General features: G+C 50.9%; 15 protein-coding genes. 3 read left to right on the top strand and 12 right to left on the bottom strand.

Annotated features, from left to right (window positions below):
• Positions 1–121 precede the first annotated feature (121 nt).
• Entirely contained in the window at positions 122–1,633 is a 1,512-nt protein-coding gene (gene arfA, locus AC50Y5_RS16370) for an arabinosylfuranosidase ArfA (RefSeq protein WP_099521075.1), read from the top strand.
• Positions 1,634–1,700: 67 nt separating this feature from the next.
• Here the strand turns inward: arfA and AC50Y5_RS16375 are convergent, their stop codons facing one another.
• Positions 1,701–1,961 (bottom strand): hypothetical protein, encoded by a 261-nt coding sequence (locus AC50Y5_RS16375; protein WP_494862109.1) that lies wholly within the window; start codon positions 1,959–1,961, stop codon positions 1,701–1,703.
• Positions 1,962–2,249: 288 nt separating this feature from the next.
• Here AC50Y5_RS16375 and AC50Y5_RS16380 point away from each other — a divergent pair, with 288 nt between their 5' ends.
• On the top strand, positions 2,250–2,648 hold the full coding sequence (locus tag AC50Y5_RS16380; RefSeq protein ID WP_056042012.1) for an SET domain-containing protein: 399 nt from the start codon (positions 2,250–2,252) through the stop codon (positions 2,646–2,648).
• Between the two features lie 128 nt (positions 2,649–2,776).
• Here AC50Y5_RS16380 and pflA read toward each other — a convergent pair whose 3' ends face one another.
• The 8 genes from pflA to AC50Y5_RS16420 all read right to left on the bottom strand — a co-directional run bounded on the left by pflA (position 2,777) and on the right by AC50Y5_RS16420 (position 12,306).
• Entirely contained in the window at positions 2,777–3,565 is a 789-nt protein-coding gene (gene pflA / locus AC50Y5_RS16385) for a pyruvate formate-lyase-activating protein (protein WP_494862111.1), read from the bottom strand.
• Positions 3,566–3,581: 16 nt separating this feature from the next.
• Entirely contained in the window at positions 3,582–5,855 is a 2,274-nt protein-coding gene (pflB, locus tag AC50Y5_RS16390) for a formate C-acetyltransferase (RefSeq protein ID WP_056042016.1), read from the bottom strand.
• A gap of 69 nt (positions 5,856–5,924) precedes the next feature.
• Positions 5,925–6,554: a hemerythrin domain-containing protein gene (locus tag AC50Y5_RS16395; protein WP_494862114.1), complete on the bottom strand. Its 630-nt coding sequence runs from the start codon at positions 6,552–6,554 to the stop codon at positions 5,925–5,927.
• 37 nt (positions 6,555–6,591) lie between these two features.
• Complete coding sequence (gene nirD, locus AC50Y5_RS16400) at positions 6,592–6,960, bottom strand: nitrite reductase small subunit NirD (RefSeq protein ID WP_056042020.1); 369 nt, start codon at positions 6,958–6,960, stop codon at positions 6,592–6,594.
• Positions 6,961–6,975: 15 nt separating this feature from the next.
• Positions 6,976–9,402, bottom strand: coding sequence for a nitrite reductase large subunit NirB (nirB, locus tag AC50Y5_RS16405; RefSeq protein WP_056042021.1), 2,427 nt, complete (start codon positions 9,400–9,402; stop codon positions 6,976–6,978).
• 196 nt (positions 9,403–9,598) lie between these two features.
• A complete protein-coding gene (locus AC50Y5_RS16410; RefSeq protein WP_494862119.1) occupies positions 9,599–10,609 on the bottom strand; it encodes a Gfo/Idh/MocA family protein in 1,011 nt (336 codons plus the stop codon).
• Between the two features lie 42 nt (positions 10,610–10,651).
• Positions 10,652–11,500: a sugar phosphate isomerase/epimerase family protein gene (locus AC50Y5_RS16415; protein WP_494862123.1), complete on the bottom strand. Its 849-nt coding sequence runs from the start codon at positions 11,498–11,500 to the stop codon at positions 10,652–10,654.
• Positions 11,501–11,664: 164 nt separating this feature from the next.
• The gene (locus AC50Y5_RS16420; protein ID WP_494862125.1) at positions 11,665–12,306 is read right to left on the bottom strand and encodes a carbohydrate-binding family 9-like protein; all 642 of its coding nucleotides are present in this window, start codon (positions 12,304–12,306) and stop codon (positions 11,665–11,667) included.
• 172 nt (positions 12,307–12,478) lie between these two features.
• On the opposite strand from AC50Y5_RS16420, the gene AC50Y5_RS16425 reads away from it, so the two are divergent.
• Positions 12,479–13,384, top strand: a complete 906-nt coding sequence (locus AC50Y5_RS16425) for an AraC family transcriptional regulator (protein WP_494862127.1) — start codon at positions 12,479–12,481, stop codon at positions 13,382–13,384.
• A gap of 116 nt (positions 13,385–13,500) precedes the next feature.
• Here the strand turns inward: AC50Y5_RS16425 and AC50Y5_RS16430 are convergent, their stop codons facing one another.
• The 3 genes from AC50Y5_RS16430 to AC50Y5_RS16440 form a co-directional block, all read right to left on the bottom strand.
• Positions 13,501–14,541: a LacI family DNA-binding transcriptional regulator gene (locus tag AC50Y5_RS16430; RefSeq protein WP_494862129.1), complete on the bottom strand. Its 1,041-nt coding sequence runs from the start codon at positions 14,539–14,541 to the stop codon at positions 13,501–13,503.
• Between the two features lie 223 nt (positions 14,542–14,764).
• Positions 14,765–16,270: a right-handed parallel beta-helix repeat-containing protein gene (locus AC50Y5_RS16435; RefSeq protein ID WP_494862329.1), complete on the bottom strand. Its 1,506-nt coding sequence runs from the start codon at positions 16,268–16,270 to the stop codon at positions 14,765–14,767.
• Between the two features lie 238 nt (positions 16,271–16,508).
• Positions 16,509–17,873 (bottom strand): ABC transporter substrate-binding protein, encoded by a 1,365-nt coding sequence (locus AC50Y5_RS16440; protein ID WP_494862131.1) that lies wholly within the window; start codon positions 17,871–17,873, stop codon positions 16,509–16,511.
• Positions 17,874–17,918 lie beyond the last annotated feature (45 nt).

Raw genomic sequence — 17,918 nt, forward strand, 5'->3', positions numbered from 1 at the left:
CCTTCATTATTACGGACCTTATTTATTGCTTGTATTTATTCATTATGTTAAAAATATAAGGAGATAGCAAGTATATGAATTCAGTTTTTGGCTAATTCATTAAACAGGAGGTTTTACCAATATGTCTTTGAAATCAACGATGCTTATTGATAAACATTTTAAAATTGCCGAGGTTGACCCGCGTCTATATGGATCATTCATCGAGCATCTGGGACGTGCCGTATACGGCGGCATTTATGAGCCAGGGCATCCGACTGCCGATGAAAATGGCTTCCGCCGCGATGCGCTCGAAGCGATTCAAGCGCTGAACGTTCCTATTATACGCTATCCGGGCGGAAATTTCGTCTCTGGCTACAATTGGGAAGATGGCGTTGGCCCGAAAGAAGAGCGCAAGCGTCTGCTTGAGCTGGCTTGGTGGACGACCGAAACGAATGAGGTCGGCACTAACGAATTCGCCGATTGGGCGAAGCTCGTAGGCTCCGAAGTCATGATGGCAGTCAATCTCGGCACACGCGGCGTCGATGCGGCCCGCAATCTCGTCGAATATTGCAATCATCCATCCGGCTCCTATTATAGCGATCTGCGTATTTCTCATGGCTACAAAGAACCGCATAAGTTCAAAACGTGGTGCCTCGGCAATGAAATGGACGGCCCTTGGCAGATCGGTGCCAAAACAGCAGTCGAATACGGAAGGCTTGCGAATGAAACAGCTAAAGTCATGCGCTGGGTTGATCCATCGATCGAGCTTGTTGCCTGCGGCAGCTCGTCGAGCGGCATGAGCACATTTGCCGATTGGGAAGCGACTGTACTGGATTTGACCTATGATCAGGTCGACTACCTGTCGCTGCATACGTATTACAACAACAATGAAAACAACTCGGAAAACTTCCTTGCGAAATCGCTCGATATGGATCAATTCATTTACAGCGTAACCGCGATTGCAGATTACATGAAAGCGAAGAAGCGCAGCAAGAAGAAGCTCATGCTGTCGCTCGATGAGTGGAATGTATGGAACTCCATCGGCACAAGCCGTGCAGAGGAGCGCTGGCATATTGCACCGCCGGAATTTGAAGATGTATATACGCTTGAGGATGCGCTTGCTGTCGGCTGCTTCGTCATTACGCTGCTTAAGCATGCAGACCGGGTGAAAATTGCCTGCCTGGCCCAGCTCATTAACGTTATCGCTCCGATTATGACGGAAAATGGCGGTCCGCTTTGGCTGCAAACGACGTATTTCCCTTACAAGCACGCTTCGCTGTATGGAAGAGGCACCGTGCTTCAACCCATTACTTCATCGCCTAAATACGATTCGAAGGATTTCACTGATGTGCCTTATTTGGAAGCGATCAGCGTTCACAATGAAGAACAAGGCGAAATTACAATTTTCGCTGTCAACCGTCATTTGAAGGAATCGCTTGATTTGGATGTTGATGTTCGCAGCTTCGGCGCGGTCAGCCTAATTGAGCATGTCGTGCTGGAGAATGACGATATTAAGGCTTGTAATACGAAAGCTCGCCCTAATCAAGTTCTGCCGCATAACAATGGCACAGCCAAAGTCGATGGCGGTCAAGTTAGCGCCGTACTGGGCAAAGCTTCATGGAATATGATCCGCCTGAAAGTTACTGCAAACTAATTCGCTGCTAGCCAGCCGAACCAAAAAACCTCCGAAATTCGCCTGTTTAAGGGATTTCGGAGGTTTTTTATTGAAGCAAAGCAGCGGATTTGCTAAGCAAGGATTGCTTCATGACGGCTCGTTTCATTTGCTGCTTTTGCACAAGGTGTGGCTGCTCGAAAAACGGCCCATCCTGAAACAATTGTTTAAAAGCCTGCATCACTGCCTGAGCCGCCAGCGCTTCATCCTCCAGCACATAGCAGGCGACCTGATAACCATAAACCTCATATTGCTTGAGCACAGCGGCTTTATGCTGCAGTTCCTGCTGCTTTGTCAAAGCTCTGTTCATGGCGTCAAGTCACCTCCCTGCTCCTGGCGAATGTTCCTTATAATGATAGACCTATATTAAGAGGGGAAACAGCAGTATGTATGTTTGCCATATATGTCTAACTCAACTATACAAGAGGATGCTTGTCTGCAATAGTACCATGTTTTTATAGTACCCTCCGTATAGCACCTCCTGCTGGGCGCCCTTGTATGGGCAGGAAACAGCGGCATTGCTATTTGCAGCGAAAGCGGGCTATAATGTTGAGAAAAAGAATTCCATTATATGATTTAGTGGACAGAGGATACTTTCATGATTGAAATTCGTACTTCCCAGCTCAGCAATGGCGAGCTGAACCGCGGCGTATTCGCCACCCAGGACATCGCCGAGGGCGCGCTTATTCACGAAGCACCGGTTATTCCTTACGACAACGAGGAGCATGTCCATATTGAGAAAACGATTATTGGCGACTATGCCTTCGAATATGGCGCGAATCATTCCGCTCTTTTGCTTGGCTACGGCATGCTGTTTAATCACTCCTATACGCCGAACACGTTCTATGAGCTTAATTTTGACAATTTGACGGTAGACTTTTTTGCCTTTTCCGATATTAAGGCAGGAGAAGAACTGCTCATTAACTATAACGGTGAAGTCGATTGCGAGGATCCTCTATGGTTTAATGAGGAGCAGGACACGAATAAAGCAGATTAGCTGAACGCTGAATAGAAGAATTGAAGCCCGAAAGATAGGCACTATGGAATTAGTGCTCGCCTTTCGGGCTTTTTATGCTGCAATCGCTAAGGTCACATAGCCATTTAAAGAAAAAAAGAAGCAGCTCATCAGCCGAGCAATCGGCTGACAGGCTGCTTCTTTTCTATGCTCGCTACTTCTAGTATTTGCGAGGCGGCATGGACACCGCCCTCCTGCACGAGGCGGTATGCCCGCGCGATCTCCTGCTCCGTCGGGCTCGGAACGCCCTCCAGCGGATATTCCCGTCCGAGCTGCTGCCACTTGTAGACGCCCATTCGGTGGTAGGGCAAAATCTCAAACTTCTCAACCGCTTGAAGCCCGCTAATATAAGCGCCAAGCGCGCGCAAATCGTCGCCGCCATCGGTCACCTGCGGAATGAGCACATGCCGAATCCATACCGGCTGCTTCCACGAGCTCAAAGCAGCTGCGAAACGCAAAATCCGCTCATTTGGACGGCTGGTCAACTGCTCGTGCTTGGCGGAATCAATCATTTTCAAATCCAACAGCACCAAATCGGTAACCGCCATAAGCGGCTCGGCGTGATGCGGTTCACAAAACCCGGAGGAATCAAGCGCCGTATGCAGTCCCCAGCGCTGCTTGCACGCTTTGAACAGCTCGGTTACGAATGGCGCTTGCAGCGTCGGCTCTCCGCCCGTAACCGTAATGCCGCCGCCGGAGCGGCGATAATACGGCACATAAGGCTCTATTTCCCGCAAAATATCGTCGACCTTCACCTGTTTACCCGCTCCTGTATCCCAAGTATCCGGGTTGTGGCAAAACTGGCATTGCAGCGCGCAGCCCTGCATAAAAAGCACGAAGCGGATGCCCGGTCCATCGACGGTTCCAAACGTATCAAAGGAATGGATTCTGCCTAGCATGCTTAGGGCCTCCTTTCTATACTGCGCCGTGGAACGTACGGTTTATGACATCGAGCTGCTGCTCGCGGGTCAGCTTAATAAAGTTGACGGCATAGCCCGATACGCGAATCGTCAGCTGCGGATAATTTTCCGGATGCTCCATCGCATCAAGCAGCTGCTCCCGTTCAAACACATTAACGTTCAAATGATGGCCGGAGCTGTCCGCATAACCGTCGAGCAGCGACACCAGATTGTTAATGCGTGTCTGCGGCTCCTTGCCGAGCGCCTTCGGAATGATCGAGAACGTATTGGAAATGCCGTCGAGACAATCCTCGTACGGAATTTTGGCAACGGATGCAAGCGAAGCAAGCGCCCCCTTGCGGTCTCTGCCATGCATCGGATTAGCGCCCGGGGCAAAAGGCTCTCCAGCTTTTCTGCCATCCGGCGTGCTGCCCGTTTTCTTTCCATACACGACGTTCGATGTAATCGTCAGCACCGACATCGTTGGCAATGCGCCGCGGTAAGTGCGATGCTTGCGCAGCTTATTCATAAACGTTTCGGTCAGCTGCACGGCGATCCGGTCTACCCGCTCGTCATTGTTGCCGTACATCGGATATTCGCCCTGAATGTCAAAATCGACAACGATGCCATTTTCATTGCGAATCGGTATAACAACCGCATGCTTGATCGCACTCAAGCTGTCCGCCACAACAGACAAGCCCGCAATGCCGCATGCCATTGTACGCAAAATTTCGCGGTCATGCAGCGCCATTTCCAGCCGCTCATACGCATATTTGTCATGCATGTAATGGATAATGTTCAGCGTGTTCATGTAGAGACCAGCCAGCCATTCCAGCATGGCGTCGTATTTGCCCATTACCTCTTTATAATCGAGGCGCAAATCGCTCGTGATTGGAGCAAATGCCGGCCCAACCTGCGCACCAGAAACCTCATCCACGCCGCCATTGATAGCATAGAGCAGCGCCTTTGCCAAATTCGCCCGCGCTCCGAAAAATTGCATCTGCTTGCCGATTCGCATCGCAGAGACGCAGCAGGCAATGCCATAATCATCGCCGAACTGCGGGCGCATAATGTCATCATTTTCATATTGAATCGAGCTCGTTTCTATCGACACCTTGGCGCAATATTTTTTGAACGCTTCCGGCAGGCTTGCTGACCACAGTACGGTCAAATTCGGCTCCGGTGCCGGCCCTAAATTATATAGGGTATGAAGAATACGGAAGGAGCTGCGCGTCACCCTAGTCTGGCCATTGACCGCCATGCCGCCAATCGACTCTGTCACCCAGGTAGGGTCACCGCTGAACAGCTCATTATAGTCTGGCGTCCGCAAAAACTTCACGATCCGCAGCTTCATGACAAAATGATCCATCAGCTCCTGTGCCTGCTCCTCCGTCAGCCTTCCTTCCAGCCGATCGCGCTCGATATAAATATCGAGAAAGCTGGAGACGCGCCCAAGGCTCATCGCCGCGCCATTCTGCTCCTTAATCGCCCCCAGATAAGCAAAGTACAGCCATTGGAACGCTTCCTTCGCCGTAGCTGCCGGACGGGAGATGTTGCAGCCGTAGGCAAGGCTCATCTGCTTAAGCTCCTGCAGCGAGCGGATTTGCTCGGAAATTTCCTCCCGGTCGCGAATCGTATCCTCCGTCATCGTGCCTGTTTCCAGCAGCAGCAGCTCCTGCTTCTTCCCGGCGATGAGACGATCGGCCCCATATAAGGCTACCCGGCGGTAATCGCCAATGATTCTGCCGCGTCCGTAAGCATCCGGCAGCCCTGTAATAATGCCCGCTTTGCGCGCTGCCCGCATCTCTGATGTATAGGCGTCGAATACGCCTTGGTTATGGGTTTTGCGAACCTCGGTAAACATTTTGACCATTTCGCCAGGAAGCTCGAAGCCGTAGGCCTCGCAAGCATCTACGACCATTTTGATGCCGCCGAATGGCTGAATGGAACGCTTCAATGGCGCGTCGGTTTGCAGCCCGACAATCTGCTCCTTCTTCTGGTCAATGTAGCCGGGCGCATGGGCGGTAATGCTGGAAACCGTATGCAGGTCAATATCCAGCACACCGCCGTTCGCCCGCTCCTGCTTGACGAGCTGCTGGATTTTTTGCCAAAGCTCGCCAGTAGCCTCGGTGGCTCCCGCCAAAAATTCCTCATTGCCAGTATAAGGCTGAATGTTATGATCCAGAAAATCCTTTACATCAATGCGTTCCTGCCACTTGCCTGCTGCAAAGCCCCGCCAAGCGCCCGCAGATTCTGCCACTTTAATGCGATCGGTTTGATTGACAGCCATCTTCTTCGCCTCCCATATCCTTTATAGCTTCAGTATAAAACCGGGTTCTTTTTTAAAATGTGAATATTATCACAATCTATAAAATAAATAATGATTTTCCAGCCGGATATGCTCCAGCAGCTTCGCTTCCAGCTGCTTCAGCCTCGTGTACGTATAAGCGAAAGCCTCACACGCATCATCCGGCAGCACATAATGCGCCGAAGCCAGCCTAAGATGCAGCAGCATATTGCCGATACGCCTATGGTCGCCTTCAAGCTTCTCGACCATTTGCTTCGCCTGCCTGAACGCGGTAGCGGAATGGCGCCGCTCATATTTCAGAATGAGCGGGAAAAAGCATTCCTCCTCGTCGATCAAATGCTGCTCCAGCAAAACCTTTAAAGCATGAAAGCGCTGCTGCAGCTCAATCAGCTGGCGGTGCTCGCTGCCATGAACGCTCGTAATAAGCGTGGTCAGTTCATGCAGCAGCGGCAGCTCGGCTCTGAGAAACAGATGATAGCCGAACATAAGCTGGCGCACCATCCCGGCAATGGACTGCTTGCTCCAATCTTCCGGTTTCAGCTTCTCCGGCTGAATGCCGACGTCCTGCCTCTCCTTCTGCTCCAAAAGCGCATGCAATAGATGGTTGCCGCTGCAGCAAGCACATTCGCCAAAACCCTTCTTGCCTTGACCGCCTTCCTTGTTAACCGTTGCCGTATTCAATAGATAAACCTCCTTTATTCGCTTATAATACGAGCTTCTATCGTTCCAGTGCCAGCTGGCCCGCTTGCTCCAGCGTTAGCCCCAGTTGTACATCCTCGCCTTCTATCTTCAAAGGATAAGTTGGCACCATGCCAGTATCAGGCGCCTGCACCTGCCCGGTATCCAGTGCGATCTTCCAATCGTATAGCGGGTCCAGTACAAAATGTCCCGATACCATGCCTTCCGCGAGTGGGCCTCCCCTGCGATGAGGACTGCGATTGTCCAGGGCATACAAGGTGCCGTCCGTTGTACGAAACACAACAATTTCCTTCTCGTTCAAGCGGATGACCCGCCCCATCCGTTCGCGAAAATCTTCAAGCGTGCCGATTTTAATATAGGTCAAATCGTTGTTTACCTGTGCAGTCATTTGGCTGCTCCTCTCCTATTTCAATTGAATGGCTTCGAACAGATAGCTGCTTTCCCCCTGCTCCTCTAGCGCTGCGCTCCACGGCTCCTGAAGCTCGGCTAGCAGGGCTAAAATATCCTGATACAGCTCGCGGCGGCGGTCCATATTGTCAACGACTTCTGCTTTAATCGTCTCAATGCCCAAACGCTCCACCCACTCCGAGGTGCGCTCCAAATAGTTCGCCGTCAACCGATAATATTGGGTAAAAGCGCCCACCATCTGCACAAGCTCTTCATCCGTTTTCACTTTGCACAGCAGTTCGGCGATGCGCGGCTTGATTCCGCCATTGCCGCCAACGAACATTTCCCAGCCGCCGTCATTGCCGACGATGCCGATATCTTTCGTACACGACTCCGCGCAGTTGCGCGGACAGCCGTTCACGGCCATTTTGAACTTGGCGGGCATATCGATCCGCTCGAACGTTTTTTCCAGCCGAATGCCCATGCCGATCGAATCCTGCGTACCGAAGCGGCAAAATTGCTGGCCGACGCAGGTTTTCACTGTGCGCAGCGCCTTCGCATACGCATAGCCCGAAGGCATATCCAGCTCTTTCCATACGAGCGGCAAATCCTCTTTCGCGACCCCAATTAAATCAAGCCGCTGGCCTCCGGTCACTTTGACCATTTTCACCTCATATTTCACGGCCACATCGGCAATTTTCTTCAAATCCTCCGGCGTCGTCACGCCGCCGTACATTCGCGGCACGACGGTGTAGGTGCCATCCTTCTGAATGTTGGCGTTCATCCGCTCATTGACGAAGCGCGAATCCTTCTCGTCCTCATGCTCTTGCGGCCACAGCATCCCCAAGTAATAATTGACCGCTGGACGGCATTTTGAGCAACCCTCCGAATGATGCCACTCTAGTACATGCATGACCTCTTTCACAGTCGTCAAATGCTTCTCTTTTATCGCAGCTACGATCTCATCGCGGCTCAGGTCGGTGCAGCCACAAATGCCAGTCTTGGTTTTCTGCCCAGCATATTCGTCTCCTAGCACATATTGCAGCAAATGGCTAACCGTCGGCACACAGCCGCCGCACGAACGCCCAGCCCCAGTGCATGCCTTAACCTCATCAACCGTGGTGAGCGAGTTGTCCTTAATCGCCTTTACGATGCTCCCCTTCGATACGCCGTTGCAGCCGCATACGATTTCATCGTCGGCCATTTGCGCTACGCGATCAGCGGCTGACAGCGCAGTGCCGGCCGTTCCCATCAGCTCCGCATAAATAGCGTCCGTCATCGCCGCACCTTCGCGCACCCACTGCTGAATTCGGCTCGAATCGCTGACATCGCCATAAAGCACACCGCCAACGATTGTATCGCCCTTAAGCAGCAGCTTCTTATATTGCTGTTTCCAGTCATCCTGCTTGCGAATAACCGTCAGCTCTGGCTGATCCAAGAATACGCCAGTCGAAAATACATCTACGCCCGAAATTTTCAGCTTCGTCGACAATTGCGTCCCCTCGTAAGGCTTCGTTTGCACGCCGCATAGCTGCTTCGCGAGTACGGCCCCCTGCTCAAACAGCGGGGCAACCAAGCCATAGCAAATGCCGCGGTGCTCGGCGCATTCGCCAACAGCGTACACGCCTTCCGCCGACGTTTGCATGTAATCATCGACAACGATGCCTCGCTTCACTTCAATGCCGCTCGCGCTAGCTAAAGCCGTATTAGGCCGTATGCCCGCTGCCATGACGATAAAATCCGATTCCAGCTTCGTTCCATCGCTGAAGGTCAGCCCCTCAACTCGCTCGCCGCCATAAATTTCCGCCGTCTGCTTTTCCATGAGAAAATGCAGTCCCTGCCGCTCCAGCTCCGCCTTCAGCATCGCCGAAGCGCTCGGGTCAAGCTGGCGCTCCATTAAATCCGCCATCAAATGGATGACCGTCACATTCATGCCCAAATTGAGCAAGCCCTTGGCAGCTTCCAATCCAAGCAGCCCGCCGCCAATAACGGCCGCATTGCGATATTGCTTCGCTGTCTCCAGCATGACGCTGCAATCCGCCATGTCGCGGAAGCCTACGACGCCCTGCTTCTGATGCCCAGGAACGGGCAGTATAATGGGATTCGAGCCTGTTGCTATAATTAGACGGTCATAGGCTGCGAACAGCCCATTGTCCGCAAAAACGATTTTTTGCTGCGTATCAATAGATGTTATGGTTGTTCCCGTATGCAGCGTAATCTGATGCTCCTCATACCAGGCCCAGCTGTTTAAAATAATATCGTCCATCGTTTTGCTGCCTTCCAATACATAAGAAAGCATGATCCGGTTATAGTTTGGATGCGGCTCGCTGCCGAATACCGTGATGTCATATTGCTCCGGGGACAGCTTGAGTATATGCTCCAGCGTGTTTATCCCCGCCATCCCATTGCCAATCAGCACAAGCTTCTGCCGTATGATTCCCATTGCAAACGCCTCCCTGTACAGCTTTCATCGTACTCACCAACAGTATAAACAACATTGATCCGCTGTTATGTGATATTTTTCACAAAACGAACGATTATTATAAAAATAGCCCCTTCCCGCCATTGTTTATAGCGAAAGGGGCTAGCCTATGTTTTCATGCGCCTTCAAGCTAGCTGACATGTCTCCAAATGCATGCTTACAAGCGGATTAACGCGCCGCGCTCATCAGCCGAGCGAAGCTCTGCTTCAATAATTTCCAATGTGCCTACAGCGCTTTCCGGCATACAGACGGATACGGGTGTACCTGCGTTTACCGATTCAAGGAAATATTTGATTTGGCGGTAATAGCCCATGTCCGGCGATAGATCAGCTACAAAGCCCGGCTCGTTGTTGGGATTCACTTTAACCTGTCCGTTCTCAAACAGCAGATTGCCGCCTTCAAAATTGACGCGATACGTCATCGCAAAGCCGAAATCGCCTTCGAGCGTCCAGTCTGCTTGCGCATTCAGCACTTTGCCGTCCGGGTAGACGTAATTTGTTGATACCGTATCGTAGCCGCTGCCTGGAATGACGTTGCGAGCGAGCGTCGAGACTTGCTCCGGCTTGCCAAACAGCCAGTGGATCATGTCGGTATCATGGATATGCATATCCAGTACAGCCCCGCCGCTCTTGCTGCCGTCAAGGAACCAGCCTTTAGGGGCGGCAGAGCCTCTGAAGAAATAACCGCCCGTTACCGCGCCAAAACGGTTATCCTCCACAACGGATTTCAAATATTCATAGGCTGGCCAGAAGCGCAAGCATTGGCCGATCATTAGCGTTTTGCCTGTGCGCTCAGCTGCTTGCACCATTTTCCAGCCATCAGCGGAATTTCCAGCTACCGGCTTCTCGCAGAGCACATGCAGCCCCTTTTCCAGCAGCCTGCAGGTCAGCTCAGCATGCAAATAAGTCGGCAGCGTAATGTCGATGATGTCGAGCTCCTCGTTTTCGAGCATTTTCTCAATGCTGTCATACAGGTTGTACGGCGATAGATCATAAACCTCTTGGCCCGTCGCCATATTGCCGGAAGCTTTGCCATTTTTCAATTCCTCGATCATCAGATCGCAAATCGCTGCCAGTTTTACTTGCGCGCCCTCTTCTGTAAGACGAACATAGTTGTCGAAATGCATGCGTCCCATAAAACCGAATCCGATAAGACCTACTTTTAACATCGTGAATCCCCCTTATCAAATAAAAGCTTTTGGCGAATTAAGTTAGCCGTTTCCGCGGCCCAAAATCGCATCCATCGCTTTGGAAGTATTGAAAATAATTTGCTCCGCATGATGCGTGTACGGCGGAATCATTTCGGCCGTGACGTAATTGTCATAGCCGATCGCCTGCAGCGCCTCCATGACAGCTGGATAGTTTACATCGCCTGCAAGCAGATCGACAAAGCCATGGAGTCCGCCCGCTTGGCGACGGTAATCCTTGAAATGAACCTTCTTGATCCGGTTGCCCAAAATGCGTACCCACTGCTCTGGATAACCATTTTGCACGACGTTTCCGACATCGAAATAAGAGCCTACGTAGCTGGAGCCGAATGAGTCAATAAATCCGCGCAGCTCAAGCGGCGACAATAGAAATTTATTCCAAACATTTTCAATGCCAATCGATACGTTCGCGCTTTCGGCAAAAGGAACGAGCTTCGCAATCGACTCTTGGGCACGGTTATACGCATATTCGTAATCCGTTACTTCGCTGCCGGGAATAAAATCAACGCCAACGGCGCCAGGGATGACCAAAATCGTATCGACGCCAAGCGCCGCCGCAAGCTCCAGCTGTTTTTTGCATATATCTATCGCTTTGCTTTGCGTCTCCGGGTTCGCGCTCGTCATCGCATAATCCCAATACAGCCCCGTTGCTAGGCCCGCGATTTCCAGCTCCGCTTCCTCTAGACGCGCCTTAATGTCGCGAATTTCCTGATCCGTTGCCGCGAGGCTCAGCTCGCCTGTGCCGTTAAGCGACAGCTCGATGCCGTCGAAGCCGGCTTTTTTCGCCGTTTGAATGCAGCTGGCGATGGTGGTGTCGCTGTTGAATGACCAAATATTAATCCCTTTTTTCATTTGAGAAACCTCCTGTTAAATAAATTCAGATTAAAAGCTGGGTGAACAAGGATCGGCGCTGCGTAAAAGATTTGGTTTTCGATCGTTATTGCCTACGAACGCTCCGCTTCTCAAATCCAAACCTTTTACTACACTTGCCTTGCTCACCCAACTTTTAAAAAACTTTAATTAAAAATGAGCTTGCCGAAATGCTGCGGCAGATGGAAATTTACTGCTCGCGTAGGTCGCCATGCTTGATACTCGCGTATACCCTGAACATCTTGATCAATGCGGTATAGATTCATCCGCATCGATAAACCAGGGGCGAATGGACGCTTGAAATTGGAGGCTGGAATATCAATGTAATACAATAAGCTGCCTTGACCGTCTGATTGTACGGACGTCTGGAGGCGGGAAAATTGCCATTTTAGATCAGAGGAGCTGATGCCGCCTGAGCCGTCATTTTCGATGATGGCATCAAATACGACGTTATGAGGGCTAACCTCCAGCTCCATATAACGCCGGCCCTCCCCCTCCTCGTCAATAAACACCTCGACAACATCCTGCTCATAAAGCGGCTCATCCCGCTGCGTAAAATCTGAAACGATATGCGAATCCTTGCATGCGAAACGGATATGCAATTGCTCCGAACTCCAGCCTATCCTTACCTCTGTCCGCTCCCGTGGCGGCGCGCCCGTTACTGTATCTACCAGCTCCAACGCCTCACAACGTCCCCAATCCAGCGAGGCGGATGAAGCGCCAGACACAGCGGGCTCAAGCCGCTTGCAAATGTAGCTGCCGCCAATGGCAGCTATAGCGGAATCCATCAGCTTCATGCTCCTTTTTTAGCAAAATCCGTTATGTTGAAACCCTTTAGCAAACATGTGATAATACATTTATAATAGCCGATTTAATCAGATTTTTATTTAGTCGAAAAAGAGATTATTTGCACAAATCCGTTTTGTTGCACATGCAAATATAGGAAAGGCGGTTGACTCTGTGGACAACCTAGCTGCACACTACCCACTGCAAAGGATAGCTCCTTTTCGGGAATGGTCGCCAAGCGTCCATTACGCTCAATTTCAAAGCCTGCCGCCGGGGGCTATGCCGAGGCGAAGGCTATATGATTTTGAGCTGCTGTATGTGACCCATGGAGAAGCAGCGACGCATATGCAAGGGCAGCGCTACACGCTTACAGCGGGCCAGCTTATTTTTTTGCCCTCGGGCGTCTATCACCAAAATGAGATTATATCGACTCCTGAAGCGAGGTTTCTCGGTATTCACTTTGATTTTTTCGATGAGCTGGACGTTCAGACCGAGGCGGATATGGTCGTCTATACAGAGGAGGCTCAGGCAGATAAATTTGCGGTGGAGGCTTGCGCAGAGCAGCTCGCTCCGTTATCGGCAAGCATCGTCTATACGCCTTCCCTCGTATGCGTCCAGCTCATGGAGCAGCTCGTGCACGAGTTTACGATGCGTCCGCCAGGCTATGAGCTCGCCTGCAAAGCGTATATGCTGCAAATTCTCACCTATCTGCTGCGATCCTCCTTTTCAAGCTCCGTTGCGCAGGGTTCTTTGCACGGGGACAAGCTGCTGGAGGTCATGAAGCAAATTGAAGAAGCACCCGCGGAGCGGTGGACGAATACGAGCCTTGCGAAACGGCTGAATTTGAGCGTCGACCATATGGCCAAGCTGTTTAAGCAAATGGCGGGAATGCCGCCGAGCGAATTCGTGCAATCGATCCGCCACCGGGAGGCGAGAAGGCTGCTGCGTGAATCCGGGCTATCGATTGAAAGCATCGGCGAAAGCGTTGGCTACCCCGATATCCATTATTTCAGCCGTATTTTCCGCCGCCATGAAGGCATCTCGCCGCGCGAATACCGCAAGCTGTCGAACATTTTATAAGCCGCAACCCCGTAACAAGCAAACAAAAAAGAGGACGCCTGATTTACATCAGAAGTCCTCTCAATGTTGCTATTGCGGGCCCCTAAAGCTTGACTATAGCTGCTTACGAAGCCGTGTTATGGGGTTGCATGTGTAAGCTTGCTGCTGGTGGAATGGCGGAGCAGGCAGCGATAAGGTATGACCATTTTGACGGCGATTTCATATTGATTTTCCAAATAATCAATCAGCAGCTTGACTGCGAACATGCCCATCTCCAGCTTGGGCACATGAATGGTCGAAAGCGGCGGCGAAGTAAATTCGGATATTTCAATGTTATCGACGCCAAAAAAAGCAATGTCATCGGGAATTTTCAGCTCGCGCTCCGTCGCTGCGCGCATCGCCGCAATGGCCATCATGTCACTGGCGGCAAAAATAGCCGTCGGCCGCTGCGCATTGTTCGCAAAAGCCTGCTTCGTCAGCTCGTAGCTGAGCGCCACATCCCATTTCACATTAATGACCCATTCATCATCAATCGGCAAGCCCGCTTCCTTCAAGGCGCTTTGATACCCGAGAAAACGTTTTTCCGCACGGAAGTCGTCCTTGTATTCCGAGCCGCCAATATAGGCGATATGACGGTGGCCTTGCGCGATAAGATGGTTCACAGCTTCCTTCGCAGCCGCCTCCCGGTCGTAGCTGACCACGGGAATCTCCCGATCGGCAATATCGACGCCGACGACCGCCCGGACATTCGCTTTAATCCAGCGGTACGCTTCAGGATCAATCCTCTCCACCACGAGCATGCCGTCGATTTGATGCTCCTTCACCAGCGCTTGCAGCTGCTCGGTATCGGTTTCCTTCTCAATGCTGTATACGAATTCGAGGCGCATGCCTGAGGCGGCAAGCTCCTTCTCTATCCCTTCCAATATGACGGAAAAATACGGGTTGTTGTATTTGTTTTGCGGAATCGCAACTACGCAGCCAATTCTGTAGGCTGTTTTGGCTTCTGCCTTTTTCTTCTTTGCCGGTCGAAGCGTGCGATAGCCAAGCTGCTCGGCGGTTTCCCAAATTTTTTTACGGGTCTCGTCGCTAACGGAGCGATTCGCATCGTTCTTCATTACGCGTGAAACCGTCGAGATGGATACGCCAACGCGATCCGCTATATCTTTCAGTTTAGCCATTCCTGATTCCTCTCTTCACCCAAGCAATAGATATAAGCCCGAATATAATTGGGGCAAATTTTATTTGTCTAACAATAATTTGCGGCAAATATAATATTATAGTCCAGCCCCGGGGAAGTCAAGGAAATCGCCGTTTCTTAACAGCAAAAAAAACACCAGGGAAGCTTGCTTTCCCTGGCGTTTTTTGCGTCTTTTTAACCGTTTGCCTGCTTAAGTTCTTCCGTTACTCGTCTGCACCAATATTAACGGCAGCCCCCTGTACACGCGGCTGGCCATCCATATCCAGTAACCCGATAATTGCGGCATCTGTATCGCCAGCATCAATAGCTGGGGACGTCGCTTGCAGATGGAAATCATTCAATGAGACATTTACGAACTTAGGATCAACAAATAAGGAATGCGAATCGTTGCCGGAATTGGCTTTATATGCAGCGTAGCCGTCATACTCGACATTTTTCCAAACCCAGTAGGCATCCGAGCTTCCGCCTGGCGTGAAATATAAATTGTAATCGACGATGTTGCCGGAGTTTTGCGTATATTCGTTATAAATGAGGACGCCTGACGAGCTGGCCACCATAATGTTATTTTTAATAATGTTATTTTTCGTATCGAATTGAACGTAAAGCTGGCCGCTGCCATCGCCGAGCGTATCGTTTTTGTACAGCGTATTGTTGACGATTTTGCTGTCTGTCGTGGAGCCCCGCTGCTTATCGTAGCCGCCCATTGCAATACCGGTTAGACGGTTGTTGTAAATGATATTGCTGCGAACGGTAATATTGCTCGTTGATTTGCCTTTATGCTCGGAAGCAATTTCGATGCCAATATCGTTGTTATAGCTGTAGTTTTGCTCAATGATGCTGTCTTTGCCGCCATCGACATAAATGCCGTCCGCTGCGTTGCTGTTGTTTGGCAGCTTCTTGCCGTAAGAAGGGTTGTTATTTGACGTAATATTGTAAACTCTGTTGCCCTTCACAAGACCATTACGCGCTTGATCATAAGTGGTGCTTGGCGCTGTGCCTTCAAAGCCAATGAGATCAATGCCGATATTATCATTATCATGGATCAGGTTGTTCGTGACCGAGAACGTATCCACATTGCCATTGAGCACTAGCGATTCGCTGGAGCCCAGCACCAGATTGTACAGCTCATTGCCGTCAATCGTCAGATTGTTCAGCGAAGCCGGCGATTTCGTCCCATATACGGCAATGCCATGAGCATCGCGGCCCAGCAAATCGCTGCCTGTCGGCGTCGAAGTATTTTTAATGTCATGAATTTTATTGTTCAGTAGGCTAATATGGCTTCCAGCTCCGCTTACATAGATGCCTATTGGCACCTCATTTTTCGAAGTGCTTGTAAAATTGCGGATTTCCAAGCCTTTAATAGTCACATGGCTGACATCGGTCAAGCTAACGAGCCCTTCCGCACCACTCGCCGTCAGACCCGTGCCATCAATAACAGCCACCTCTTCTGCGTAATTCGTGAAGATGATTGGCCCTGCCGCAGCCGAGCCGGAACGGGTTATGTTCAGCTTCTGGTTGTACACGCCGCCCCGAACGTAAACTGTGCTTCCAACTGGCACCACATCAGCTGCATGCTGCAGCGTTTTCCATGGCGCGGTTATCGTACCGGCATTGGAATCATTGCCCATCGTTGCGACATAATATTCGGCTCCCTCCGCCGAAACGTCCGGTCCCGAAACACCGATGACAAGCAAGGTAAATACCGCCATGCCGAGCATGGCTGTTACATATTTATTCATTTTCATGGCGAACGATCCTCTCCTTGAGGTATGCTCCACTTTCGTGGCAGCCAGTATGCTGTAGACCTCTGTTATTTTGCCAGATAGATGGCCCCGTGGCTACCTTTTCTATTATATCGGCATTCTATAGGCCATACCTTACACAAACACAAAACAACAGCAGCTCGGAACCTTAAGCTCGGTTCCAATGCTGCTGTTATTTTTCGTCTTAGTTTACTTTGGAAGTCAATTCCTTAATCGCCGCCATTAGGTCGCCTTCGCCCGCAAGTGGAAGCTTAAGCGATTGCTCGCCATACGTCCATACGAGATCGGTTTTCTTCGCCGTGAACGGCGATACGATGCCGTACTGCTGGGCATCAAGGAAGATTTTGTTCGCTTCGCCCATCGTTTCGATATATGCATCCGATGCCGCTTTGTTAGCCGGAATCGAATACCCTTGCTTCGCCAGCTCCGTCTGCCCTTCTGGGCCCGCAAGCCATGCCAACAGCTTGTAAGCTGCCGCTTCATGCTTCGTATTAGCGCTGATTGCCATGCCTGCTGGCTGGACAACCGTTTGGTTCGTCTTGAATTTCGGCAAATAAGAAATTCCGTAATCAATGCCCGCTTCTTTATAGTTGGCGGTGTTCCAGCTGCCGCCCGGATTCATTGCAACCTTGCCCGTTGTAATCGCAAGGTTGACTTGGCCGCCAAGCCCTTCGATTTGCGCAGGCGTTGTGTTGATCTTTTTATTTTTCGTCAAATCAATAAAATATTGCAGCACTTCAATCGATTCCGGCGTATCGAGCGCAAGCGTTCCATCATCATTGACGAGCTTGCCGCCATTCGACCACAGCTCAGGCTCCAGGAACCAGTCCATCGTCGAGCCTGGGGAAATCGAAAGGCCCCATTGCACGATGTTTTTGCCATCAAAGCCCGCTTCGCCTGCGTTTTTGCCGTTTTTATCAAACGTCAGCTTCGTTGCGATGTCGGTAATTTCATCCCAAGTTGGCTCAAGCGATGGCATCGGTGCCTTCAGCGGGTTTGTTTTTTCATCAGAGAACAACGCTTTATTGTAGTACCATACGATAACGTTCGCATCAATGGGCAGCGACACCTGCTTGCCCTGATACTTATGAAGACCCAGCAAGCTCGGATCCACATTGTTCAAATCAAATTTATTATCGGCGAGCAAGCCGTCCAGCTCTTTAAAAATGCCCAGCTCCGCATATTTCTCTACATAAGCATAGCTGGTTTTGAATACGTCTGGAAGCGTACCGCCAGCGGCATTCGCCGTCAGTCCGTCCCAGTAGCTGCCCCAGTCTTTGCCTTCCAGCTTGACCGTAATGCTCGGATTAGCCGTCATGAACTTGTTTAGCAATTCCTGTGTGCGCTGAAGCTCCTCCGCCGTTCCCCACTGGGAATAGGTAATCGTTACAGCCTCTTCAGCTGGCGCGCTTGAATTGCCGCCCGCACTTGCTGGATTCGCCGTATTCGTCTGTCCGCCTGCATTGCCGCCTCCGCAGCCCGTTACAAGAATAGACGCAGCCAACAACGTAGTACCTACACTCAACTTCCATTTGCTCTTCGTTTTCATATACAGTTCCCCTTTTACATCATGTAGAAAGCAAGAAAACCAGAA

This window comes from Paenibacillus sp. JT22N7 (assembly GCF_059383875.1).

Coding starts and splice junctions, on each gene's coding strand:
- AC50Y5_RS16375 (WP_494862109.1), bottom strand. CDS start 1,961: ATGAACAGAGCTTTGACAAAGCAGCAGGAACTGCAGCATAAAGCCGCT.
- AC50Y5_RS16415 (WP_494862123.1), bottom strand. CDS start 11,500: ATGAAAAAAGGGATTAATATTTGGTCATTCAACAGCGACACCACCATC.
- nirD (WP_056042020.1), bottom strand. CDS start 6,960: ATGACTGCACAGGTAAACAACGATTTGACCTATATTAAAATCGGCACG.
- AC50Y5_RS16435 (WP_494862329.1), bottom strand. CDS start 16,270: ATGGCGGTATTTACCTTGCTTGTCATCGGTGTTTCGGGACCGGACGTT.
- AC50Y5_RS16410 (WP_494862119.1), bottom strand. CDS start 10,609: ATGTTAAAAGTAGGTCTTATCGGATTCGGTTTTATGGGACGCATGCAT.
- AC50Y5_RS16380 (WP_056042012.1), top strand. CDS start 2,250: ATGATTGAAATTCGTACTTCCCAGCTCAGCAATGGCGAGCTGAACCGC.
- nirB (WP_056042021.1), bottom strand. CDS start 9,402: ATGGGAATCATACGGCAGAAGCTTGTGCTGATTGGCAATGGGATGGCG.
- arfA (WP_099521075.1), top strand. CDS start 122: ATGTCTTTGAAATCAACGATGCTTATTGATAAACATTTTAAAATTGCC.
- AC50Y5_RS16420 (WP_494862125.1), bottom strand. CDS start 12,306: ATGGATTCCGCTATAGCTGCCATTGGCGGCAGCTACATTTGCAAGCGG.
- AC50Y5_RS16440 (WP_494862131.1), bottom strand. CDS start 17,873: ATGAAAACGAAGAGCAAATGGAAGTTGAGTGTAGGTACTACGTTGTTG.
- AC50Y5_RS16430 (WP_494862129.1), bottom strand. CDS start 14,541: ATGGCTAAACTGAAAGATATAGCGGATCGCGTTGGCGTATCCATCTCG.
- pflA (WP_494862111.1), bottom strand. CDS start 3,565: ATGCTAGGCAGAATCCATTCCTTTGATACGTTTGGAACCGTCGATGGA.
- pflB (WP_056042016.1), bottom strand. CDS start 5,855: ATGGCTGTCAATCAAACCGATCGCATTAAAGTGGCAGAATCTGCGGGC.